This is a genomic window from Actinacidiphila glaucinigra, from assembly GCF_900188405.1.
GTDB lineage: Bacteria > Actinomycetota > Actinomycetes > Streptomycetales > Streptomycetaceae > Actinacidiphila > Actinacidiphila glaucinigra.
Genome location: NZ_FZOF01000004.1, coordinates 96,202 through 119,338 on the forward strand (window position 1 = coordinate 96,202; position 23,137 = coordinate 119,338).

General features: G+C 71.8%; 23 protein-coding genes. 15 read left to right on the forward strand and 8 right to left on the reverse strand.

Annotation, left to right across the window (positions count from 1 at the left end; all coding sequences use genetic code 11):
* The first annotated feature begins 408 nt into the window (after positions 1–408).
* A complete protein-coding gene (locus tag CHF15_RS09425; RefSeq protein ID WP_089223217.1) occupies positions 409–648 on the forward strand; it encodes a WhiB family transcriptional regulator in 240 nt (79 codons plus the stop codon).
* Positions 649–835: 187 nt separating this feature from the next.
* Here CHF15_RS09425 and CHF15_RS09430 read toward each other — a convergent pair whose 3' ends face one another.
* Positions 836–1,162 (reverse strand): DUF3040 domain-containing protein, encoded by a 327-nt coding sequence (locus tag CHF15_RS09430; RefSeq protein WP_089223218.1) that lies wholly within the window; start codon positions 1,160–1,162, stop codon positions 836–838.
* A 119-nt stretch (positions 1,163–1,281) separates the two neighbouring features.
* Here CHF15_RS09430 and CHF15_RS09435 point away from each other — a divergent pair, with 119 nt between their 5' ends.
* The 3 genes from CHF15_RS09435 to CHF15_RS09450 all read left to right on the forward strand — a co-directional run bounded on the left by CHF15_RS09435 (position 1,282) and on the right by CHF15_RS09450 (position 2,560).
* On the forward strand, positions 1,282–1,518 hold the full coding sequence (locus CHF15_RS09435; protein WP_089223219.1) for a DUF5133 domain-containing protein: 237 nt from the start codon (positions 1,282–1,284) through the stop codon (positions 1,516–1,518).
* A 568-nt stretch (positions 1,519–2,086) separates the two neighbouring features.
* Positions 2,087–2,284 (forward strand): hypothetical protein, encoded by a 198-nt coding sequence (locus CHF15_RS09445; RefSeq protein ID WP_143681543.1) that lies wholly within the window; start codon positions 2,087–2,089, stop codon positions 2,282–2,284.
* Positions 2,285–2,299: 15 nt separating this feature from the next.
* Positions 2,300–2,560 carry a hypothetical protein gene (locus tag CHF15_RS09450; RefSeq protein ID WP_143681544.1) on the forward strand — a complete coding sequence of 87 codons (261 nt, stop codon included), beginning with the start codon at positions 2,300–2,302 and terminating at the stop codon, positions 2,558–2,560.
* A gap of 70 nt (positions 2,561–2,630) precedes the next feature.
* On the opposite strand, the gene CHF15_RS09455 is transcribed toward CHF15_RS09450, so the two are convergent.
* The 3 genes from CHF15_RS09455 to CHF15_RS09465 form a co-directional block, all read right to left on the reverse strand.
* Entirely contained in the window at positions 2,631–3,053 is a 423-nt protein-coding gene (locus tag CHF15_RS09455; protein ID WP_245938746.1) for a hypothetical protein, read from the reverse strand.
* Positions 3,054–3,178: 125 nt separating this feature from the next.
* The gene (locus tag CHF15_RS09460; protein WP_089223223.1) at positions 3,179–3,667 is read right to left on the reverse strand and encodes a hypothetical protein; all 489 of its coding nucleotides are present in this window, start codon (positions 3,665–3,667) and stop codon (positions 3,179–3,181) included.
* Between the two features lie 54 nt (positions 3,668–3,721).
* Positions 3,722–4,096 (reverse strand): hypothetical protein, encoded by a 375-nt coding sequence (locus CHF15_RS09465; RefSeq protein ID WP_089223224.1) that lies wholly within the window; start codon positions 4,094–4,096, stop codon positions 3,722–3,724.
* Between the two features lie 15 nt (positions 4,097–4,111).
* Here CHF15_RS09465 and CHF15_RS09470 point away from each other — a divergent pair, with 15 nt between their 5' ends.
* The 4 genes from CHF15_RS09470 (at position 4,112) to CHF15_RS09485 (ending at position 8,184) form a co-directional block, all read left to right on the forward strand.
* Positions 4,112–4,525, forward strand: a complete 414-nt coding sequence (locus CHF15_RS09470; protein WP_089223225.1) for a hypothetical protein — start codon at positions 4,112–4,114, stop codon at positions 4,523–4,525.
* A gap of 699 nt (positions 4,526–5,224) precedes the next feature.
* A complete protein-coding gene (locus CHF15_RS09475; protein WP_089223554.1) occupies positions 5,225–5,788 on the forward strand; it encodes a glycine-rich domain-containing protein in 564 nt (187 codons plus the stop codon).
* A 578-nt stretch (positions 5,789–6,366) separates the two neighbouring features.
* On the forward strand, positions 6,367–7,518 hold the full coding sequence (locus tag CHF15_RS09480) for a glycoside hydrolase family 64 protein (RefSeq protein ID WP_245938770.1): 1,152 nt from the start codon (positions 6,367–6,369) through the stop codon (positions 7,516–7,518).
* A gap of 99 nt (positions 7,519–7,617) precedes the next feature.
* Positions 7,618–8,184, forward strand: a complete 567-nt coding sequence (locus CHF15_RS09485) for a cysteine hydrolase family protein (protein ID WP_089223227.1) — start codon at positions 7,618–7,620, stop codon at positions 8,182–8,184.
* 76 nt (positions 8,185–8,260) lie between these two features.
* Here CHF15_RS09485 and CHF15_RS09490 read toward each other — a convergent pair whose 3' ends face one another.
* From CHF15_RS09490 to CHF15_RS09500, 3 genes are all read right to left on the reverse strand, one after another.
* The gene (locus CHF15_RS09490) at positions 8,261–10,816 is read right to left on the reverse strand and encodes a tetratricopeptide repeat protein (RefSeq protein ID WP_089223228.1); all 2,556 of its coding nucleotides are present in this window, start codon (positions 10,814–10,816) and stop codon (positions 8,261–8,263) included.
* Positions 10,817–11,194: 378 nt separating this feature from the next.
* Positions 11,195–12,307, reverse strand: coding sequence for an XdhC family protein (locus CHF15_RS09495; protein WP_089223229.1), 1,113 nt, complete (start codon positions 12,305–12,307; stop codon positions 11,195–11,197).
* 10 nt (positions 12,308–12,317) lie between these two features.
* Positions 12,318–13,076, reverse strand: coding sequence for an SRPBCC family protein (locus CHF15_RS09500; RefSeq protein ID WP_089223230.1), 759 nt, complete (start codon positions 13,074–13,076; stop codon positions 12,318–12,320).
* A 304-nt stretch (positions 13,077–13,380) separates the two neighbouring features.
* Between CHF15_RS09500 and CHF15_RS09505 the strand changes: the two genes are divergently transcribed.
* On the forward strand, positions 13,381–15,048 hold the full coding sequence (locus CHF15_RS09505) for a substrate-binding domain-containing protein (RefSeq protein ID WP_089223231.1): 1,668 nt from the start codon (positions 13,381–13,383) through the stop codon (positions 15,046–15,048).
* Between the two features lie 27 nt (positions 15,049–15,075).
* Here the strand turns inward: CHF15_RS09505 and CHF15_RS09510 are convergent, their stop codons facing one another.
* Positions 15,076–16,035 (reverse strand): LysR family transcriptional regulator, encoded by a 960-nt coding sequence (locus CHF15_RS09510; protein WP_089223232.1) that lies wholly within the window; start codon positions 16,033–16,035, stop codon positions 15,076–15,078.
* Between the two features lie 159 nt (positions 16,036–16,194).
* Here CHF15_RS09510 and CHF15_RS09515 point away from each other — a divergent pair, with 159 nt between their 5' ends.
* Genes CHF15_RS09515 through CHF15_RS09540 form a run of 6 tightly spaced genes read left to right on the forward strand, consistent with a single transcriptional unit; the run spans position 16,195 to position 23,094 of the window.
* A complete protein-coding gene (locus CHF15_RS09515; protein WP_089223233.1) occupies positions 16,195–17,085 on the forward strand; it encodes an FAD binding domain-containing protein in 891 nt (296 codons plus the stop codon).
* Positions 17,082–17,582: a (2Fe-2S)-binding protein gene (locus CHF15_RS09520; RefSeq protein ID WP_179279715.1), complete on the forward strand. Its 501-nt coding sequence runs from the start codon at positions 17,082–17,084 to the stop codon at positions 17,580–17,582. The genes CHF15_RS09515 and CHF15_RS09520 overlap by 4 nt, the downstream gene beginning before the upstream one ends.
* Positions 17,579–19,966 (forward strand): aerobic carbon-monoxide dehydrogenase large subunit, encoded by a 2,388-nt coding sequence (locus CHF15_RS09525; RefSeq protein ID WP_089223234.1) that lies wholly within the window; start codon positions 17,579–17,581, stop codon positions 19,964–19,966. Before CHF15_RS09520 ends, CHF15_RS09525 begins: the two co-directional genes overlap by 4 nt.
* The gene (locus CHF15_RS09530) at positions 19,963–20,898 is read left to right on the forward strand and encodes an XdhC family protein (RefSeq protein ID WP_089223235.1); all 936 of its coding nucleotides are present in this window, start codon (positions 19,963–19,965) and stop codon (positions 20,896–20,898) included. Before CHF15_RS09525 ends, CHF15_RS09530 begins: the two co-directional genes overlap by 4 nt.
* On the forward strand, positions 20,895–21,797 hold the full coding sequence (locus tag CHF15_RS09535) for an AAA family ATPase (protein ID WP_179279716.1): 903 nt from the start codon (positions 20,895–20,897) through the stop codon (positions 21,795–21,797). Before CHF15_RS09530 ends, CHF15_RS09535 begins: the two co-directional genes overlap by 4 nt.
* On the forward strand, positions 21,787–23,094 hold the full coding sequence (locus CHF15_RS09540) for a vWA domain-containing protein (protein ID WP_245938747.1): 1,308 nt from the start codon (positions 21,787–21,789) through the stop codon (positions 23,092–23,094). The genes CHF15_RS09535 and CHF15_RS09540 overlap by 11 nt, the downstream gene beginning before the upstream one ends.
* The last annotated feature ends 43 nt before the right edge of the window (positions 23,095–23,137 follow it).

Here is a 23,137-nt window from a genome sequence, read left to right on the forward strand (position 1 = left end):
CACCGCTGCACCTCCGCCGGCCGACCGGGTGACTGAGCAGGAGTCAGCCACGGGGCGGGGCCTTGGCCGCGATGACGGCCCGGGTGTCGGCGCGCAGGTCGGTGGTGACGCGAGCCCGAGGCGCTCGGCCATGCGGGCCTACCAGGAGCGCACCCGCTCGCGCACGGCCAGGACGGCCTCCTCCTGGGCGGCGTGGTCGTACTGCGTCACGTGGCCTCACCTCCGCGAACCGGCTTCGACACCGGATCCCCTCATCCACCCGAAGGCGCCCTGCGGCGGAGGGCCTTCCCGAACGTTCGTGAATCCGCGGCGGATCGAGTGGCATCGCCTTCGGCACATCGGGTACGCGAGGCATCACGGCAATGTCCGTGGCACCCCCGAACGCTTCCTCCGGAAGGAGTCGAAACGATGGGCTGGTGGCGAAGCGCCGCTTGCGCAGAAGAGGATCCGGAACTGTTCTTCCCGGTCGGCTCGTCGGGCCCGGGTGCGGGGCAGGAGGCCCGTGCCAAAGCGGTCTGCGAGAGGTGCCCGGTGATCGGCGACTGCCTCGAATGGGCACTCACCACCGGGCAGTCCCCGGGTATTTGGGGCGGCACGTCCGAGGAGGAGCGCCGCGCCATGCGCCGCCGCGCCGCCCGCACCGGGTGAGCGCTCCGCGGCCCCGTTCCCGGCGTCACGGGGCGCGAGCCGGCGCCTGCGGGCGCCGAAGACGGCGGGCTCTCCCCGCAGCGCGGTACCCGGGGCGCAGACCCCACCGCGACGACGGCCCCTCGCCTGTCCGGCGGGGGCCGCCGAGGTGCTCTCGCGGCCGCGAGTCGCCGCCGCCGGCGCCGGGTCAGCGCCGGCGGCGACGGCGAGCCGTGCCCGGCAGGCGGACGGCCACGACCAGGGTGACCAGCCACGTCACCACGAAGGCGCAGACGACGGCCAGCAGGGTCGTCACGGTCGCGGCGATCAGCAACCCCAGGCACACGATCGCCAGCAGCGCCAGCAGCAGGGCGCGCGGCCGCCGCAACAGGTCGGCCGGGCCCGGGCGTGGGTCCGGCTCCGGGTCCAGCCGCATCGTGCGCAACTGACGTTCGAGCACGTCGTCGTCGCGCATCAGGTCCTCGATCTCCGCCAGCGCACGCCGTTCGCGCTCCGTGAGCCCCGAACCCTCCATCACCGCCCCCTCCACCACCCGCCCATGCCTGTCACTTACCCCGAATGGCGGAAGGGATGAGGGGTACCCGGTCGCGGAGTCGCAGAATGTGCCCGTGTCGTGACGGAGGGATCCCGATCATGTTGATGGCCCATCCCGTGGTTCTGCACATGCTGGTCGAGCAGTACGAGGCGCTGCGGGCGGCGGACGCCGTGAACGGCGGGAGCGACGACCCCGAGGCGCGCCGACGGCTGGAGGACGTGGCGTACACGCTGTGCGTGGCCACCGGGACCGCAGACGTGGAGGCCGCGCTCGTGGCCGCCCGCGGCAGGCTGCCCGGGGCACGGCCGGCGGACGGCGCCGTTCCCGGTTCATGAGGGCGGGCAGCGTGAGCGGCGGCCTCCCGGGTACGCGCCCCTCAGCGCAGACGGCCCGAACCGGGAGGAACGCATGACGACGAACGCCACGCCCCCCAACGATCCGGTGCCCCCGAGCCCCACTCCGTCGCCCGGCCCCACGGGACCGGAGCCGGGTCCCGCACCCGGGCCCATCCCGCCGGGCGGCCCGGACCCGCTGCCGCCGACGCCCCCGCCGCACGGGCCGGACCCCATCCCCCCGGACCCCACGCCGCCGGGCCCCGGGCCCGAACCGGGGCCGCTCCCCTCACCGGGCCCCGCCCCGCAGCCCGCCACCTGAGCAAGGCGAACCGCGCCCGCGGACGCCGCCCGCCCGCGCACCACGGCGAGCGGGACGCAAGGCGCCGATACACCGGCGCCTTGCTCGGCGGAGGAGGTCTCGGACCGGAGGACGGGTTTCTTTGAGCTGTGTCGACGCCGATCCGAGTGGAGCCCGGGTTCCCACCGTGATTTCCCGCTGATCCCCGTCCCCGGCCTTGCGGTCCTGCCACCTCGTGGTGTTGGTGGTTGCCGCTCCTACGCTGTGTCCATGCGAACCGTGTTCATGTTCCCCGCTGGTGATCGCGCCGGCACAGCGGCTTGCCTCAACCAGCACCTGGTGGCGGGCAACGGGTCGTGGACGTTCGCCGAACGCGTCTACGTCGCGATCGATGACGAGGAAACCGGCTGCTTGTTCCGAGACTGGGAGCCCGGTGAACTGGCCCTGGTTGACGCCGCCCTTGGGTAACGCCCAACGTGGGCAGTGCTGATGGACATATCCGGACGCATCGATGGAACCGCTGAGGTGCGCCACCTCGCCGGCGTGCTGTTGCGGGAAGGCGGCGTCGCATTCGACGACTACTCCGAGCACGCCTGGACATTGGGGGAGATCGAGTCAGGGACCGCGATTGAGGGCCTCCGTTTCTTCGACTTCCGCAGGTACAACGAGCGTCACCGTCAGCCTCATATCGTGCGGGACACTCAGCGCAAGCCGACCAGCCAAGTGAAGCGCCTCGCCCGCTGACCGGCCCGATGCCGTGAATACGAGGCAGACCCCCCGGGCAGTTGTCCCTTCGCGTCAGCTCATCGGGATGTCACCGGATGCTCGGCCACGGCTGCCCATCTGGGGCTGTGACGGCGGGCCGACCTGCCCTGACGAAGTCCCGGTACTCGTCCTGCACCACGCCTTCGTTCACCCATCGCGTCCGGAGCGCTCTCGTGGCTGCTTCGGCGGTCACCAGCGCGGCCTGCGGGCCCTCGGCCTGGGCGAGGAGGTGACCGAAAGTCTCTTCCTCGGATTCCACATCGAACGGCGGAAACTCCTCCAGATCCCAGAAGGCCTCGTGTCCGACGTCCTCCACCGCATGGACGTAGACCTCGTAGGCCGCCTTCGTCGGCCGAACCTCGACGTAGGTAACGCCGCGACGCTCGGACGAACCGATCGGCCCCAGGAACTGTTCGACCGAACGGCCCCTTCTCAGGGCTCCGACAATGAAGGACTCCGCCAGGTAGCGCACATGGGAACACTACGGGTCCCGAAAGATGGGCGGCCTCCGACTGCGGCCATGCGGCGCTTTCGCCGTCGTTCCCGTCCTGCCCCGCCCGACGTGGCACGTATCTGGCACGCGCCACTCGACGCGGACTACGGGTGTCGCGGTTGCCGAGGTTCCGTGGGGTCGCCATGCGTGCGCATCCCGGTCCGCACCGCTTCGAGCTCCGCTCGGGGGAACGGACGGCCCCATTGCGACGCGTAGCCCTCCTCGCCCAGCTCATGAGCGACCTGGTCGAAGGCGCGCACAGCCGCCCGCGCCAGCGCGGTAGCGTCGTGCCGTCCGGACCACAGAACAGTCCCTGAGCTGTCGGGCGCTCGAAGGTCCTTTGCTTCGACCAGTCGGATGTCGACGTCGGACCCGTCTCGGTGGAAGAACCACCGGTAGACCTGAGGTTCCCCCTCGAACTCGGCTCGTGCGTCTTCATCGCCACCCACAAGCCTGGCAATCGCGTACAGGAACTGCTCGGGCCCATCCGTGACGTACGAGGCGAACACCTCAGACTCGCCGTGGTCGTCGGCGACCCTGATGAAGGCCCAGCCGTGATGGCGCAGCGTCCAAGTAATCGCGAGAGAAGCCATCCCACCCCCTATGAGGCCTGCACCCTACTGCGCAGGTCGGCCGGAGCGGCCGGGCTAGGCCTGGAGGAGTTCGAGGATGGCTTGGGCAGCGGTGGCGGCATCAGTCGCCTGAAGCCACGAGTACTCGCCGGAGACGATGAACAGAGGCTGGGCGCCAGGCGGGCATTCGACTTCGACGACTTCGAGGCTCCCCGAAATACGGAGCAGCCAGACAGACCCGCAGTCGGTTGACCGCTCGACGACAAGGTCCGGTACCTCATCGCGGACCTGGCGAAAGGCATCGTCCACGAGCCCACCGGTCTCGCCCGCTCCAGGGGATGCCTCCATGGTTCCGATCATGCCGTCCGGCAGCTCGCCAAGGACAGCCCCGTAGGCGACTCCACGCCGCTTACGATCAGAGGCCGCCCTCTTCCCCTTCCCGGCGATCATGCGAGGCCACCGTACGTGCATACGCCCGCCGACCACCTCGAACTGGCCAGGATCGAGAGCGACGGTTCCGTCCTGCATCGACTTGCGCACTGCACGTACCCCTTTGTCTGGCAGGCGCTGGCCGCCAATCCCCACACGGAGCCCGGCACGTTGACAGAACTGAGCGCGGCCCGAGACAGCGCTTGGAACGACAACAAGCTCCTCTGTCTGCTTGCGGGCCATCCTCGTGCCGACAACGCAGTCCTGCGAGCCGTCCACGCCGCCGTGGCGGCGAAGCTTGCCGAGGGCGAACGACCCTATGCCGCCGTGCTCACGCTTGCAGGGCGTACGGAGATCGAGGCGGAGGAGGTGCGCCGGCTGGGGGCTCTCCGTGGCGCTTCTTCTCGTCTGCGCAGCGGGCTCGACCGGCGTCTCGGCATCCGCGATTGACCCGGTGGCCACGTGCGTCGGTCCGGAGCCAGCGATCCCGGTCTTCCGGAAGGTCGCTACGGCCGCGGCGACTGTGATGCCTCGCGCCAGTTCCTGCGGGGGTCACCCGGTCGGCTACTCAATGTGCACAGCTCGCTACCCAGCGCGATTCTTGCTGTGGGCTCGCCGCTGTCCCCCGACAGCTCTTCTCTCCTGGTGAGCGGCGTCCGCTGCGAGTTGCGGGCCCCCTTGCTGGAGGTGACGTTGTTGTCCCGAATAGCCATGCCTCAAGCCTCTGTGCGGCGGCATCGAGGCGGTATGCGGATGTGGACAGTGGCCGCGTGCGCGGCCCTGGCGTCCAGTGCTTTGACAGGTGCCGCGCACGCAGGGAGCGCCGACAGCGGTCTGGCTGCCGCTGTGAAGCCCGGCGCGGAGACCGGTCTCGCGGACCCGTGCCGGTTGTTCCCGTACTTCCCCGGGTACTGCCCCAGCCGCCCGGGGTATCACGGGCACCCGGGGCGTCCCGGGATTCCCGGCCCGCCTGGGCCTCCCGGTCCTGCCGGCCCTGCTGGTCCTGCCGGCCCTGCTGGTCCCGCCGGTCCCGCCGGCCCTCCAGGTGAGACCGGCCCGCAGGGGCCGCAGGGTGACACCGGTCCCCAGGGGCCGCAGGGCGACACCGGCCCGCAGGGGCCCCCTGGCGTCGCCCCGGCTCACGGCCTGATGGACTACGACGATCCCGGTGTCCACCTGTTCGTCCCGCCCGCGAATGTCACCACGGTCTTCGTCCAGGCGTGGGGCGGCGGCGGAGGTGGTGCGAGTGGATTCAACCCCGTCAGTGGATCCGGTGGTGGCGCCGGGGGCTTCGCCTGGTGCGTCCTCCCTGTCCAGCCCAGTACACCCGTCACGGTGTTCGTAGCCGCAGGAGGCGTGGGCCAGTCCGGAGAATCGGACGGTCTTGTCGGCGGAAACAGCGGGGCGATCAACAGCCTCGGCAATTTCGCGGCCGGCCGCGGGGGCCTCGGTGGGAAATTCCTGCCCCCAGCTGGTGGTGCGGGCGGCATGGGCGAATGCAACGGCATCCAGGGCACGGTCCGTCAAGGCGCCGACGGCAGCCCTGGAACGTTCTCGAACACTGCGCCCGGCGGCCTGGGAGGCCGTCCGGCAGTGGACGGCATCATCCAGCCGGCGCCGGCAAGTGCCGGCACCGGTGGTACCGGCGGCGCTGCCGGCGCCGACACCACCGGTGACAACGGCGGCAACGGATACGTGGTCATCTGGTGGTAGACCGCCCCGGCCCGGAGGGTCAGGAGCCGGAGGTCCGGCTCCTGACCCTTCTCGCGGACCTGACTGTCCGGGTAGCACTTGGCGACGGCGCCGGCGGTGGCCACATCGCCTCTCGTCCCCGACTGTTTCGACGTCCAGCGCGCAAGCCGGGCCGATAGTCACCGCTTGGCGCCGGCAGAGCAGTGGCGTGATGGAGCAGGCGAAGAAATCGTTCCGTAACGCCCGGATCTCCATGGGCCTTGACCTTGCGCTCCTCAGTCGATGGGGAGCCGCAGACCGCGCGGGTTGCCGCGTCGCGCAATGGGGCTGCTCCCGCGTGACGGAGGCGTGGTAGGCGGGCATCGCCACCTGTTCAGGGCGGCACCCCCGGGGGCCGGGCGCTCCCGGCTGCGCGCAAAGGCGCGCGCCCACCGACAACCCCGACGCGATGCATTGACATGTCCGCCTCACGCGTTGACGCTTGAGAGCGCTCTCACGCACTTTTCCGCCGCTCCTGGCGTCCCTCCACCCCCCACACAAGGAGGAAGCGCGTGCACATCCGACGCATGCCCGTCGCGGCCCTGCTGGCCGCGCTGCTGATGACGGTCGGCCTCACCGGCCTCGGCACCTGGTCCCCCCGCGCCGAGGCCGCCGTCCCCGCCACCATCCCGCTGACGTTCACCAACAACTCCGGCCGCGACGAACCCGTCTACCTCTACGACCTGGGCACCGAACTCGCCACGGGCCGCCAGGGCTGGGCCGACGCGAGCGGCACCTTCCACCCCTGGCCGGCCGGTGGCAACCCGCCGACCCCCGCGCCCGACGCCTCGATCCCCGGCCCAGCCAACGGCAGGTCCGTCACCATCCGCCTCCCCAAGTTCTCCGGCCGCATCTACTTCTCGTACGGTCGGAAACTGGACTTCAGGCTGACCACAGGCGGCCTGGTGCAGCCCGCGGTGCAGAACCCATCCGACCCCAACCGGGACATCCTCTTCAACTGGTCCGAGTACACGCTGGGCGACTCCGGGCTGTGGATCAACAGCACCCAGGTGGACATGTTCTCCGCCCCGTACGCCGTCGGCCTCAAGCGCGCCGACGGCAGCACCACGACCACCGGGCACCTCGTGCCGGGCGGCTGGAACGGCTTCTTCGCCGCCCTGCGCGGCCGGACGGGAGGCTGGGCGAACCTCGTGCAGACCCGCTCCGACGGCACGGTGCTCCGCGCGCTCTCCCCGGGCCACGGAACCGAGACGGGCGCGCTCCCGCGCACCGTCATGGACGACTACGTCAATCGCGTCTGGCAGAAGTACTCCACGGCGACCCTGACGGTGACACCCTTCGGCGACCGGCCCGGCACGAAGTACTACGGGCGGGTCTCCGGCGGCGTCATGCGCTTCACCGACGCCTCAGGGGCCGTGGTCACCTCGTTCCAGAAACCGGACGCGGACAGCGTCTTCGGCTGCCACAAACTGCTGGACGCGCCCAACGACCGGGTCCGCGGGCCGATTTCACGCACCCTGTGCGCCGGCTTCAACCGCTCCACCCTGCTCACCAATCCGGCGCAGCCGGACACCAGCGCGGCCGGCTTCTACCAGGACCCCGTGACCAACCACTACGCCCGCGAGATCCACGCGCGGATGGCCGACGGCAAGGCGTACGCCTTCGCCTTCGACGACGTCGGCAACCACGAGTCCCTGGTCAACGACGCCGATCCGCAACAGGCGTACATCACGCTGGACCCGCTCGGTTAGGGCCCGAAGACCCCTGGCCGGGCCGCCGGAGCCCGATTGTCGGTGGCCCGGCCTAGGGTGGGGACGACACTGGAACCGCGACGAGAGACTGGAAGTCCCATGACGACCCTTTCCGACCGTCCGAACACCGCGCTGCTCGTCATCGACGTCCAGAACGGGGTGGTGACCGGCTCCCACAACCGGGACGACGTCATCGCCAACATCAACACCCTGATCGGCAAGGCGCGGGCCGAGGACGTGCCGGTGATCTGGGTGCAGCACTCGGACGAGGACCTCCAGAAGGGCAGCGAGAGCTGGCAGTACGTGCCGGAGCTCGTGCGCGAGGAATCGGAGCCGCTGATCCACAAGCTCTACGGCGACTCCTTCGAGGACACCGAGCTGGAGGCGGTGCTCTCCGACCGCGGCGTGGGCCGCCTCGTCGTCACGGGCGCCCAGACGGACGCCTGCATCCGCTCGACCCTGCACGGGGGCCTCGTCCGCGGCTACGACGTCACGCTCGTCGGCGACGCGCACACCACGGAGGACCTCAGCCCGTACGGGGCGCCCGGCCCGGAACTGGTGATCGCGCACACCAACCTCTACTGGAAGTTCCAGAGCGCCCCCGGGCGCCGCGGCGGCACCGTCGACACGGCCGAGGTCTCCTTCGCGGCGGCCGACGCGGGCTGAGCGGTAGGGGGCGGGAGAGGTGTCCGCCGCGCCTCTCCCGCCCGGGCAAGCGCAGTCGACGGAGGCCTTGGCGGTCTCAGGGACAGACCAATTTCTCAATGATCGAGCGCCACCGTTCATCGATCACAGCGGGCGCCTCGGACGGCGACACGCGCCGGCTCTCGTAGTGCGCGGGATACCCGGCGAAGACGAATACGCGGTCGACCAGTTGATAGTTGGGACTCCATCGTCTGGAGGCCGCCAACCAAGACTCGTGGAGTTCCTCGACCGCGTCAGGCTCCTCCTGGTACAAGGCGAGAACGCCACGGCTCACCCACTCGCGCCAGCCCGTCCGCTGCCCCTTCGCGTCGATCAGGCTTTGAGCCTCGTCGACGACCACACGTGCCGCGGCACGCTCCCGCCGAAGGCAGATGACTTTGGCCGCCAGAGCCGTACGCATCGAGAGCACCTCACCAAAGCGGTCGGCGTCGGCCAGGACGGCCTCGCATTCCTGGAGCGTGCTTCGGTCGTGCAGCGTGCGGCGCCACAGAGCGGACGACTCGTTCTCCAGGGCGACACGGTGCTCCCCCTGAGCCCTGAGGATGCCGGCACGCACAGTCGGGCCCAGTATGGCCTCGTCCAGGAACCCGCGATCGAAGGCAAGATCACTGCGGATGCGCTGGGAAGTGGTCGAGTCCCTCAGCGGATAGCGGTCGAGATGGCGCCCCAACTCCTCGTACTCACCCATGGTGCGCAGTGTCCTGGCCACCTGGTACCGCACCAGCTCCGAGTCGGGATCGGCGGCCAGCAACGCGCGCAGAACACGCAGCGCGTCGTCGAAGTCCCCGTCCCGGTAGACGTAGGCCAGTCGCAGACTCGCACGGCGGCGAATATCCGGTAACAGGGGCTGCGCCAGAAAATCCTCCAAGTAGGAGATCCGATCGCGCCTTCCCCGCCCGCGGCGCCATGCTTCGTATATCCCCGAGAGTTGCCCCACCCACGTCGTCGATCCGGGATTCGGCAAGCGGTCGGCGGTCTTGGCGAAACCCGGTATGTCCGACAGCGCGTCCGCCAACCAGTGAGCCGCCATATCCTGACCGGCACACAGGGATGCCGCCATTTCCAGCACGTCGAGCCGCCGCTCGCTGTTTCCGAGCAACGCGTCACTTCGATCACGCAATGCGGTGAGCAGCTTCGCTGCCATCTCCCTCCGGTCGCCGGGTGCCCAAGCCCCGGGGTTGCTGATGGGCTCATGCGCGATGGCCGAACGGACAGCGTCATGAAGCCGATAGGGGAACAGTGGATGGTCGTCTCTGGTGACCAGGGTTCGTCGGCACAACCGATGTGCGTCGCCGACCGTTTCCCCCGAGGCCCGGGCGATCAGTTCCTCGTCGAAGCGCGGTAACAGACTGGCAGCCCGAGCCAGATCGCGTTCGTCCCGGGGCAGATTGGCGAACACCCGGGTGGCGAGTTCCGGCAGGGGGCCGCCGAAGGCACTCTCATCCATCGCGTTCCCCCGCAACGATCGCGCGACGGAGATGGACAGACTCAGGTAGAGCGGGAGCCCGTGCGATCCTGCGCGGATGTTGTTGATCACCCCCTCGGGCAGCTCCGGCGTCCCCGCCACTCCGGACGCAGCACGTAGATACTGCTCGACGTCGGCGTCGGACAGATTGCCCACCAGGTGCTGACGGGGATCGTGTTGTGCTCCCAGACGCAACCCCGGCCACACATGCGGGCCGGATGCCGGGAGGATCTGCTGGAGGTGCGGCGCCTCCCAGTCCAGTCGGTTGCGAGAGGTGACGACCCACAGCGTTCCGGGGGTGAGGTGCACGATCCGGTTGAACAGCCGCTCTTGGGTGCGGTCTTCTCCCTGGATGTACTCCGCGGCGTCCGCGAAGGCCACCGTGATGGGACGCCGCGAAGGCGACAGGTTCTCGATGTCCCAGGAGAGCAGTCCGGCCAGGGTCGCAGCCACGTACTCGGATGGGTCTTGCCGAGCCTGGTTGAGGACGTGGAGCAGCGGGGTGCACTCGCGCACCGTCCGACTGCGCAACCTGTTCTCCCGAACGGCCTCGACGATGCGGATTCCGGTTCGCGCGGTGAGGGGTCCCACGCCGAAACCGGCGCCGACGTCGCTGAGGATGTCGTTCAGCGTGTCGGTGATCTGTTCCCGTACGTCGAAGCCACCTGCCGAGAGGTCCGGAAGCGGCATTCCCGGACGGGCCAGCGACCACCAAGCCGCGAATCCCAGATCGAACGCGGGAAACCGGCGCCGTCCGCCGGCTGCGGCCGCACGCAGACGCAACACGATGTCCGCCGGGTTGACCGTGCGGCTACCGTGGAAATCGGTCCGTACCGTGGACAGCGGTCGATCGAGCCGGGGCACCTCCGACCAGCCCGCCGGATCTGCCGATCCCCCGACACACCACGACTCCAGTCTCCGTGACAGTTCGGTCTTGCCGATGCCTCCCACACCGTAGAAGTTCATGACGTTGCGGCGAGCGGTGACCCCCAGCGTCGCGGAGCCATCGAGGACCCGGTTCACGTGATGTTGCAGAGCCGTGGTGAAAGCCGTGTGCTCGTCCACTCTGTTGGTGAACAACTCGGTCGCCGTGTACTGCGGGTCGAAGATCCGGTCGAAGTCGTTCATGCCCAGCCCCCCGGCTACCGGTCATGTCGTGGAACAGAATTATGGCGCCCCATACGGACGCATGATGCGGTCTCCGGGGAAACAGGATCATCGCGGCATACATGACACTCCCGAGGCCGGCAGCAAGCAGGCACACGGCACCGTGAAGCCCGCCCCTGTCGAGGACGTTGGACGCGGTCCTCGTCCGGTGCCGCCTGGAGGTACCTGCCGGGCTCGCTCCGCGTGGCGGCCCACTGTGCGAGCGACCTCGGAAGGCGCGGGCCCACCACTCCTGGAGGCCGCGCAATGTTGCGGGACCGCGCACGGCGGATGGGAACCCTGCCGGCACGCTCACGCTCCCGATCCGCGGGGCCCTGCTGCCCCGCGGATCACGGCACGTCAGCCGGCGCCGCGTCCCGCGTGGGCGGCCACGGCGTGGATCGGCCCCGCGGTGCCGCGCAGCGGGGACCCGGAGCCGCCGCGCCGGCCGGCGATGATCTCGGCCGCGATCGACACGGCAGTCTCCTGCGGGGTCAGGGCGCCGATGTCGAGGCCGATCGGCGAGCTGAGGCGGGCGAGTTCGGATTCGGTCAGGCCCGCGCGGCGGAGCCGCTGGAGACGGTCCTCATGGGTGCGCCGGGAGCCCATCGCCCCGACGAACCCCAGGTACGGGAGCCGCAGAGCCACCTCCAGCAGCGGCACGTCGAACTTCGGGTCGTGGGTGAGGACGGCCACCATCGTGCGGGCGTCGACACGGCCCGCCGCGGACTCCGCGGCGAGGTAGCGGTGCGGCCATTCGACGACGACCTCGTGGGCCTCGGGGAAGCGGGCCGCGGTGGTGAACACGGGGCGCGCGTCGCACACCGTGACCCGATGGCCCAGGAGCGCGCCCTGACGGGCGAGGGCGGAGGCGAAGTCGGTGGCGCCGAACACCAGCAGGCGGGGCGGCGGAGCGAAGGCACGGACGAAGACCCGCCGGTCGCCGTAGCGGCGCTGCGCGCTCGTGCCGCGGGCCAGCATGGCGCGGGCGTCCTCGGTGACGGCGTCGTCCAGTTCGGCGGAGCCGAGGCCGCCGACGCGTTCCCCGGGGCGCACCACCAGGCGGGTGCCGGCGCCGGGTCCGGCGACCACCGTGGCCACGGCGACGGCCCGGCCCGCCGCCATGTCGTCGAGGACGCCGGGCAGTTCGGGGAACGTGGCCGGGGAGACCGGCTCGACGTAGACGTCGATGGTGCCGCCGCAGGTGAGGCCGACGGCGAAGGCGTCGTCGTCGCTGATCCCGTACTGGTGCAGCTGCGGCGTCATCGTACGGACGACCTCCCGCGCCACCTCGTACACGGCGGCTTCGACGCACCCGCCGGACACGCTCCCGGCGACCTCGCCCTCGGCGGACACCGCCATCACCGCGCCCGGGGGCCGGGGCGCGCTGCGGTAGGCGGCGACGACGGTGGCGAGTCCGAAGGTGCGTCCCGCCGCGTACCAGGCGCGGACCGGGCCCTCGAGTTCACGCATCGCGGGGGCCTCAGACGAGCCAGACGACGAGCAGGACCACCACGACGACCGCGACGGCGGCCGGGACCGCCCGCTTGAGCACGGCGCCCCTGGCGACCCCCATGAGGTCGATCGGCTCCGGCTCCGGCGCGGGCCGCACCGGGGCGGGCGCCGGCTCGACCGCGGGCGCCGGCGCGGCCTCATCGCCTTCCGCGGGCCCCTCCACGACGTCTTCCGCGGCACCCGCCCGTTCCGCCCCGGCGCTCTCCGCGGCCGTGGACGCAGTCGGCGCCGGTGCCGCGGCCAGGACTTCGCCCCCGCCGACCGCGGCGGGCTCGGGCGCCCGCTCCTCGGCCAGTTGCCGCTCCAGGGCCTCCACGAACTGGCCCAGCAGCTTCCTGCTGACCTCCTCGATCATGCCCTTGCCGAACTGCGCGATCTTGCCGGTGATCGTCAGGCGGGTCTCGACCGTCACCATCGTCGCGTCGCCCTCGGGAACCAGCCGCGCGGTGATCCGCGCGTCGGCGTTGCCCTGGCCCCGGGCGTCGCGGCCGCGCGCCCGCAGCACCGCGGTCCGGGTCCCGGCGTCCTGCTCCTCGAAAGCGGCGGTGCCCTTGTACTGGACGGTCACGGGGCCGACCTTCACCTTGACGAGGCCGTTGTACGTGTCGCCGTCCCGCCCGGTGAGCTGGGCACCCGGCATGCACGGCGCGATCCGCTCGACGTCCGTGAGCAGTGCCCACGCCTGATCCGGCGGCAGGCTCACTCGGAACTCGTTGGTGAAGTCCATCGAGGGCAGACCTCTCTTCCGGTCGTGACGTCATCGGCGGTCCCGGACGGTGCCCACACCTTGGGCCTGCCGTCACGGGCCGTCAACGCGCAGTTCAGCGTTCGCTTAAGACGTCGATTCCCGAGGCCGCACGGCTTCCGCGGCGCACCGGACCGCCGGAACGGCGTTCGCTGTCACATAATTGACGGACCGTCATGGTGTTGGTGACCTGTTCACACGCCGTACGGCGTGCCGTGGCGCCCCATGAGCCTCAGTTGCCGATCATTCGTTGCTTCCGGGACGGCACTCGGGCAGGGGGACGGGAGTGTTCGACACGATCGCCGACTTCTTCGGCGGGCTGAGCGACGGGCAGATGTGGGCGGGGGCCGTGGTCTGCGCCGTCAGCGCCAGTGTCGTGGCCTTCTGGCTGGACCGGTACCAGGGTTGGCGGCGCATCAGCTGGAGCGAGGTCTACAACGGTCCCATCAACAAGCACATCAACAGCCAGCCGCCACCGGGGATGTGGGAGATCCACTGGCAGGGCCAGCAGATCAGCGAGGGCAGCCTGGTCATCCTGGAGGTCCGCAACTCGGGTGTGCAGACGCTGGAACCGGAGCACTTTCCCGGGCCGCTGACCTTCACCTTCGAGGGCCGCAAGGTCGTGCACTTCAAGGTCCGGGACGCCAACGAGACGCTGGAGACGGCCCTGCGGCCGCAGGTGCCCGCGCAGGCCGCCCCGGTGCCGGCGGACACCCATCCGGCCGGCGCCCACCCCTCCGGCTCCGGATCCGTCTCCGGCTCCGCTTCCGTCTCCACCGTCCGGCAGTCCGCCGGCGAGGGCACGGAGCAGCGTACGGACACGATCACCCTGCCGCTGTTCACCCTCAACCGGCGCGACCGCTTCCGTCTGCTGGTGCTCCTGGAGGACGGCCGGAACGGCTCCTCGGTCAAACCGCCCAAGATCACCGCGGGCGGGAAGGTCCGGGGCGGGCGAATCAAGCGGACCGCGGGCCGCGCCAGGCGCCGGTGGGCGGCCGCCATCGTGGTGACGCTGGTGGCGGCGCTGAGCCTCGGCGCGGGCACCTACGCGAACAACCGGAGCCTGGCACTGAACGCGACCTGCTCCAGCAGCCGGCTCACCGTGGCCGGCTCGACCGCCTTCTCCCCGCTCGCCCACCAGGTCAAGGAGTCGTACGAGGAGCGCTGCACGGAGGCCGAGGTGCTGCTGGAGGCGACCGGCAGCCGCGAGGGCCTGACGAAGCTGCGGGCGAACAGGACCGACGAGACCATCGCGATGGTGGACACCGTGCCCGGGCTGGCGCCGGAGAAGGGGCTCGACGGCCACCACGTCGGGGTGCTCGTCTTCGCCGTGGTGGCCAACGAGAAGCTCTCCCGCGACCGTTCGCTGTGGGACCGGGGGCTGACCCAGGAAGAGCTCCGGCAGGTCTTCACCGGGGGCGCCGTCGACGACGAGGACGAGCGGCTCGCCGGGGCGCCCGTGGCGGTCGTCCGCGCGGACGGCTCGGGGACCCGGGACGTCTTCGAGGAGCGGGTGCTCGGCACGCGCCCCACCACGCCCGCCTCCCCCTGCCCGGTCCCCCGGCGGGACAGCGACGGGGCCGGCGGCGAGGGCCCCGCGGAGGCCCCGAGGATCTGCTCCGTGGGGTCCACGATGGAGCTGCTGGACTACGTCAACCGCACCGAGAACGCCGTGGGTTACGCCGAGGCCGACGCCCTGCCCTTCTTCCCGCACGTCCGGACCGTGCCGGTCAACGGCACCGCGCCCACGAAGGAGGACGTGCTCGCCGGCGACTACCCCTTCTGGGCCTCCGAGGTCCTCTACACCCGCGAGGGCGCGACCGGGATCACCCGCGACTTCCTCGACTTCCTGCGCAGCCGGGGCGTCTCGAAGCTTTTGGAGGGACGGGGCTTCCTGCCGTGCCGGGAGCTGGAGGACTCCAGGGTGGAGGCGATGAGGTGCGGTGCCGGCTGACGCGCACCGACGTGTGCGAGCGGCCGGTCAGCTCCAGAGCGTGACGTGCACGGGCGGCCGGAACTCCGTCAGCGGCACGCCGTTGGAGCGGGCCAGCAGGGCCTGGGTGGCGGCGGGGGTGGTGACGAACCGGCAGAGCGCGGCGGCGACCGCGGAGCGGCGGTCGGGGGCGAGCGTGCTCGCGTAGAGCATGCCGTTGACCGGCATGCCGAGGACGTCGAGGACGACGAGGTGGGAGCGCCGCAGTTCCTCGCGTACGACGTGCAGCAGGGCCAGCGTCAGCCCGTCGCCCGCCGCGACGGCGTTGAGCGAGGCGGTGACGCTCGGGAAGGCGGTGGCCTTGGCGGGGTCGACGCCGATGCGGGCGAGGAAGGCGCCGGCGAGGGTGTCGGGGTCCATCCCGGCGGGGCCGAAGAGCCACGGTTCGCGGCTGAGCCGGCCGGGGACGATGCGGGACTGCTGCCGCAAGGGGTGACCGGGCGCCGCGACGACGACCAGTTGGAAGCGGAGGAAGGGCACGGACTCGATCGCCGGGTGCGGGGCGGGCGCGGGCCCGATCGTGACGTCGGCCCTGCGGTCCCTGAGCAGTTCGCCGAACACGCCGACGGGTACCGCCAGGGTGTCGGCGTCCAGGTCGGGCTGGCGCCGCCCGAAGGACGCGAGCAGGGCGGGGAGCACCTGTTCGGCGCCGGTCTCGGTGGACGCGACCCGCAGTTGGGCGGTGCCGGCGCTGGCCTGCCGTACCCGGTGGCGGGTCTCCTCGGCGAGGCCTACGATCTCGGCGGCCCCCGCGGCGAGGCGCTGTCCGCCCGGGGTGAGGCTGATGCCGCCGCCCGCGCGGATGAAGAGGACGTCGCCCAGTTCGCGCCGGAGCGCCGCGACGGCCCCGGACACCGCGGGCTCGGTGACGCCCAGCGACTCGGCGGCGGCCTTGACCGATCCCAGTCGGGCCACGGCGACGAAGGCCCTCAACTGCGTGAGCGTCATGAGGACATTACATCTGTTCGAGCGTCAACTGTCGCAGTCCGTATTAACCATTCTCTTCAGTTGCCGTTGACCGGTCCTCTCCACGGCGCGAGTGTTCCCCCCACATGCACCCCGCAACGACCCATATCGTCCACCGTCCGGGCAGGGAAGGAGGGTGCCGTGCAGGTACCCGCTTCGTTCGAGTACCAGCGGGCGCAGAGCGTGGAGGAGGCCCTGGAACTGCTGGGGCGCTTCGGCGAGGAGGCCAGGGTCCTCGCGGGAGGGCACAGCCTGCTCCCCATGATGAAGCTGCGTCTGGCCGGGCCGGAGGTACTCGTCGACATCAACGACCTCACCGAACTCGACCACATCGACGAGACCGGCGGCGAGCTGCGGGTCGGGGCCCTCACCCGGCACCGCACCCTGCTGGAGTCGCCGCTGGTCGGACGGCACTTCCCGATCATCCACGACGCCGAGCGGGTGATCGCCGATCCGCCGGTCCGCAACCGGGGCACCATCGGCGGCTCGCTGTGCCAGGCCGATCCGTCCGAGGACCTGTCGGCGGTGTGCGCGGCGCTGCACGCGGTGGCCGTGATCCGCGGCGCGGACGGCGAACGCGGCGTCGCCATGGCGGACTTCCACCGCGGCCCGTACGAGACGGCGGTCGGCGCCGGCGAGATGCTCACCGAGGTGCGCTTCCCCGTCCGTCCGGGCTCCGGCAGCGCCTACGAGAAGCTGGAACGCAAGGCCGGCGACTGGGCGGTGGCGGCGGCCGGGGTGGCGCTCTGCCTGGAGGACGGGCGCATGACGCACGTCGGTGTGGGTCTGGCGGCGGTCGGCGCCGGCGGGCTGCACGCGGAGGCGGTGCAGGAGCTGCTGGAGGGCCGTGAGCCGTCGCCGGAACTCTTCGAGGAGGCCGGGCGGGTGGCGTCGGCGAGCTGTTCGCCCGTCACCGACAGCCGCGGGCCGGCCGACTACAAGCGGCATCTGGCCGGAGAACTGACCAAGAGGGCCCTGCGGCGCGCTGTCGCCCGGGCCGCCGCCCCAGCCGCGGCCGTGAAGGAGGGATGACGGACGTGCGGATCACGGTGAACGTCAACGGCGAGGACCACACCCGCGAGGTGGAGGCCCGCCATCTGCTGGTCCGGTTCCTCCGCGACGACCTGGAGCTGACCGGGACGCACTGGGGCTGCGACACCAGCAACTGCGGCACCTGCGTGGTGCTGATGGACGGCGAGCCGGTCAAGAGCTGCACGGTCCTGGCCGCCATGGCCGAGGGCCACGAGACCCGCACCGTCGAGGGGCTGGCGGACGGCGACCGGCTCGACCCGGTGCAGCAGGGCTTCATCGAGGAGCACGGGCTGCAGTGCGGCTTCTGCACCCCGGGGATGATGCTCAGCGGCCGGGCGCTGCTGGACCGCAACCCCGACCCGTCCGAGGACGAGGTCCGCGAGGCCATCTCGGGGCAGCTGTGCCGGTGCACGGGCTACCTCAACATCGTCAAGGCGATCCGGTGGGCCGCCGCCCACGAGTCCGCCGGCCGTGAGGAAGCGGGGAGCCAGGCATGACCACCGTCGAGGAACCCGCCGGCCCCGCCGGCCCCGCCGCGGAGGAGCGGCCGATCGGCTTCGGCCGGATGAAGCGCAAGGAGGACCCGCGCTTCGTCCGCGGCAAGGGCCGTTACGTGGACGACGTCAAGCTGCCGGGCATGCTCCACGGCGCGGTGCTGCGCAGCCCCTTCGCGCACGCCCGGATCGTGTCCATCGACACCTCCGCCGCCGAGGCGCACCCCAAGGTGAAGGCCGTCATCACCGGGGAGACGCTGGCCGGGCTGGGCCTGGCGTGGATGCCGACGCTGTCGATGGACACCCAGGCGGTGCTCGCCACCGACAAGGTGCGCTTCCAGGGCCAGGAGGTGGCCTTCGTCGTCGCCGAGGACCACTACGCGGCCCGTGACGCGATCGAGCTGATCGACGTGGACTACGAGCCGCTCGACCCCGTCGTCGACGCCCGCCGCGCCCTCGACCCCGCCGCGCCGGTCATCCGCGACGACCTGGAGGGGCGTACCGACAACCACATCTTCGACTGGGAGGCCGGCGACCGGGCCGCCACGGAGGAGGTGTTCTCCCGGGCCGACGTCGTCGTCGAGCAGACGATGCTCTACCCGCGCGTGCACCCCGCGCCGCTGGAGACCTGCGGCGCGGTGGCCTCCATGGACCCCGTCGACGGCAAGCTGACGCTCTGGACGACCACCCAGGCGCCGCACGCACACCGCACGCTCTACGCGATGGTGGCGGGGCTGCCCGAGCACAAGATCCGGGTCATCTCCCCGGACATCGGGGGCGGCTTCGGCAACAAGGTCGGCATCTACCCCGGTTACGTGTGCGCGGTCGTCGGCTCGATCGTCACGGGGAAGCCGGTCAAGTGGGTGGAGGACCGCTCGGAGAACCTGATGAGCACCTCCTTCGCCCGCGACTACCACATGAACGGGCAGATCGCGGCGACCCGCGACGGCCGCATCCTCGGTGTGCGCGTCAAGGTCCTCGCCGACCACGGCGCCTTCAACTCCACGGCGCAGCCGACGAAGTACCCGGCGGGCTTCTTCCACATCTTCACCGGCTCGTACGACATCGAGGCCGCGCACTGCGAGGTCACCGGTGTCTACACCAACAAGGCGCCGGGCGGCGTCGCCTACGCCTGCTCCTTCCGCGTCACCGAGGCCGTCTACCTGATCGAGCGCATGGTGGACTGCCTCGCGGCCGAACTCGGCGCCGACCCGGCGGACCTGCGGATGCGCAACCTGCTGCAGCCCGAGCAGTTCCCGTACCAGAACAAGACGGGCTGGGAGTACGACTCCGGCGACTATCCGGCGTGCCTGCGCAAGGCCATGGACCTGGCCGGCTACGAGGAACTGCGCCGCGAGCAGGCGGAGAAGCGCGAGCGCGGTGAACTCATGGGCATCGGGCTGTCGTTCTTCACCGAGACGGTCGGCGCGGGCCCGCGCAAGCACATGGACATCCTGGGGCTGGGCATGGCCGACGGCTGCGAGCTGCGCGTCCACCCGACCGGCAAGGCCGTGGTGCGGCTCAGCGTGCAGACCCAGGGGCAGGGCCACGAGACGACGTTCGCACAGATCGTCGCCGAGGAACTGGGCATCCCGCCCGAGGACATCGACGTCGTGCACGGCGACACCGACCAGACGCCCTTCGGGCTCGGCACGTACGGTTCCCGGTCGACGCCGGTGTCGGGGGCGGCGGCCGCGCTGGTGGCCCGCAAGGTGCGGGACAAGGCGCGGATCATCGCGGGGGCGATGCTGGAGGTGTCCCCGGACGACCTGGAGTGGACCAAGGGCCGGTGGTCGGTCAAGGGCGACCCGGCGATGACCCGGACGATCCAGGAGATCGCGCTGGCCGCGCACGGCGCGCTGGAGCTGCCGGAGGGCGTGGAGGGCCATCTGGAGGCCACCACGGTATACAACCCGCCCAATCTGACCTATCCGTTCGGGGCGTACATCTGCGTGGTCGACGTCGACCCGGGCACGGGCGCGGTGAAGGTGCGGCGCTTCATCGCGGTGGACGACTGCGGGACGCGCATCAACCCCATGATCATCGAGGGGCAGGTGCACGGCGGCCTCGCGGACGGGGTCGGCATGGCCCTGATGGAGTTCATCGGCTTCGACGAGGACGGCAACTGCCTGTCCGGCTCCTTCATGGACTACCTGCTGCCGACCGCGCTGGAGGTGCCGGCCTGGGAGCTGGGGCACACTGTCACGCCGTCGCCGCACCACCCGATCGGCGCCAAGGGCATCGGCGAGTCCGCGACCGTCGGCTCGCCCCCGGCGGTGGTCAACGCGGTGCTGGACGCGATCGGCGTGCGCCACGCCGACATGCCGCTCACGCCCGGCCGGGTGTGGCAGGCGATGCGGCACGGCCAGGTCGAGGCGCCGCAATGAGCCAGGCCACGGTGCCGGACGCGCGGATCGCCGAACTCACCGCGCGCCATGTCCCGTTCGTCCGCGCGACCGTGGTGCGCGCTCGCCGGCCGGCGAGCGCGCGCCCCGGCGACACCGCGGTGGTGCTGGAGGACGGGCGGATCGAGGGGTTCGTCGGCGGCGTCTGCGCGGAGGCCACGGTCCGCGCGCAGGCGCTGCGGACGCTGGCGAGCGGCGAGGCGCTGCTGCTGCGGATCTCCCCGGAGGCTGCCGAGGAGGGCGCCGCCGGGGAGACGGAGGCGGTCGAGGGGGCGCTGAGCCTGCGCAACCCGTGCCTGTCGGGCGGGGAGCTGGAGATCTTCCTCGAGCCCCGGCGTCCCGTCCCGCGGGTCCTGGTGCTGGGCGAGACGCCCATCGCCCGGGCGCTGGCGGGCTTGGGCCCCGCCCTCGGCTACGAGGTCGCCGGGCCGCCCGCCGGCGGGTCCGCCGAGGAGTCGCTGTCCGGGGTCCACGCGGTCGTCGTGGCCTCGCACGGACGGGACGAGGAGGCCGCGCTGACGGCGGCGGTGCGCGCGGGTGTGCCGTACGTCGGGCTGGTGGCCAGTCCGCGGCGCGGGGCCGCGGTGGTCGCCGGGCTGGACCTGACGGCGGAGCAGCGCGACGCGGTCCGGACGCCCGCGGGCCTGTGGATCGGCGCCCGCACGCCGGGCGAGATCGCGCTGTCCATCCTCGCGGAGGTGGTCGCCTCGGTGCGGGGCGACCGGATCGGCGTGGACGACCCGGCACCGGAGCCCGCCCCGCGCACCGCGCTGGACCCGGTCTGCGGGATGACGGTGGCCGCCGTAGCGGACACCCCGCACTCCGACGCCGGGGGCACGCGCCGCTGGTTCTGCTGCGAGGGCTGCCGTACGGCGTTCGAGGCCGACCCCGGCCGCTACGCGGAGGTGCGGTGAGCACGTTCACGCAGGAGCGCGTCCCGGACCCCGCCGGTCTGCGCCGGGCGCTCGACGAGCGCGGCTACCTCGCCGACCCCGGGCTGGTCACCGCGCTGTTCCTGGCGCTGCGGCTGCCGCAGCCGCTGCTGCTGGAGGGCGAGGCCGGGGTCGGCAAGACGGAGGCGGCGAAGGCGCTGGCCGACGTGCTGGGCGGCCCGCTGGTGCGGCTGCAGTGCTACGACGGCCTCGACGCGGCGGAGGCGCTGTACGAGTGGAACCACGCGCGTCAGCTGCTGGGCATCCGGCTCGCCGAGTCGCGCGGCGAACGTCTCGCCGAGGCGGACCTGTTCACGGAGGAGTACCTGCTGCGGCGCCCCGTGCTGACCGCGCTCACCCATCCCGGCCCGGAGCCCGCGGTGCTGCTGATCGACGAGATCGACCGGGCGGACGACGACTTCGAGGCGTTCCTGCTGGAGGTGCTGGCCGAGTCGGCGGTGACGATCCCGGAGGTCGGCACGATCCGTGCCGTGGTGCCGCCGGTCGTGGTGCTCACCTCGAACCGGACCCGTGATCTGCACGACGCCCTGAAGCGGCGCTGCCTCTACCACTGGATCGACTACCCGGACCCCGAGCGCCTGGTGCGCATCGTCCGCCGCCGGGTGCCCGGGACCTCGGCGGAACTCGCGGAGGCGATCTCGGCGGCGGTGCGGCGGCTGCGCACCCTGGAGATCCAGAAGGCCCCGGGGATCGCCGAGAGCATCGACTGGCTCGCCGCGCTCGCCCTGCTCGGTGTACGGCGGCTGGACGCGGAGGCCGCCGGGGCGACCCTGGGCGCACTGCTGAAGTACCGGGAGGACCAGGAACTGGCGCGGGAACGCGGCCTGGAGTGGCTGGTGGGCAGCGGCCGTGACGCCTGAGCCGGCGCCCGGGCCGCCACCGGGGCCGCGGCTCCCGCTGTTCGACACGGCCGAGTTCGGCGGCCGGCTCGGCGAGGCGCTGCGCCGCTCCGGTCTGCCGGTCACCCCCGAGCGGACGGTGTGCTTCCTGCGGTCGCTGCGGTTGGCGCCCCCGGTGGACCGCGCGGCCCTGTACTGGACCGCGCGGCTGGCCTTCGTCACCGACCGGGAACTGATCGCGCCCTTCGAGCGGGTCTTCGAGGCCGTCTTCGGCGGTCTCGGGGGCGTTCCCGCGGAGCGCGGCGACCGTACCGCCGGACCGCCGGGCGCCGAGGAGGAGCAGGTGCGGGCCCCGGCCCCCGGAGCCCGCACGGCGCCGGGCCGGGCCCCCGCCGGTGCGGGTCCGGTACGGGCGCCCGCGCCCCGCGCCGGGGAGGATGCGGACGGCCCCGCGGGGACGTTGCCGACGCTGGGCAGCACCGCGGAGGTCGTCGCCCACAAGGACTTCTCCGCTCTGGAGGCGGCGGAACTGGCCGCCCTGGACCGGCTCATGGAGCTGATCGCGCTGCGCACCCCGCTGCGCAGGACCCGGCGCCGCGACGCCGACCCGCACGGCCCCCGCGTGGACCCGCGGCGCACGCTGCGCGCGATCCGCACGACGGGCCTGGAGCCCGTGCGCCTGGCCCGGTCGCGCCACCGGCTGCGGCGCCGCCCGCTGGTGCTGCTCTGCGACGTCTCCGGTTCGATGGAACCGTACGCCCGTGCCTACCTCAGGCTCTTCCCCCGCGCGGCGGCGGTGGGTGTGTCCGCGGAGGTCTTCGTCTTCGCCACGCGCCTGACCCGTCTCACCCCGGTGCTGCGCCATTCCGGGCGGTACGGGGTGGACGCGGCGCTGCGCCGGGTGGGGGCCGCCGCGTCGGACTGGTCGGGCGGCACCCGGATCGGTCACGCGCTGGCGGAGTTCAACGACCGCTTCGGGCGCCGGGGCATGGCGCGCGGGGCCGTCGTGGTGATCTTCTCCGACGGGTGGGAGGGCGAGGACCCTGGGGCCGTGGGACGTGAGGCGGCACGGCTGCGGCGGCTGGCCCACCGCGTGGTGTGGGTCAACCCGCGCAAGGCGGCGCCGGGTTACCTTCCGCTCGCGGGCGGCATGGCGGCGGCGCTCCCCCATTGCGACGAGTTCGTCAGCGGCCACAGCTTCGCCGCGCTCACGGAAGTGGCCGAGGCGATCGGCAAAGGCTCGGGCGGAAGAGGAATCGGAAGAGGAATCGGAAGGCGAGGGGAAAAGGGAAGCGGAAGGGGGCGGGGGCGGGGCTGACGGGAATTGACGTCCCCGGCAGCCCGGCCCCTCTTCTCGCCTT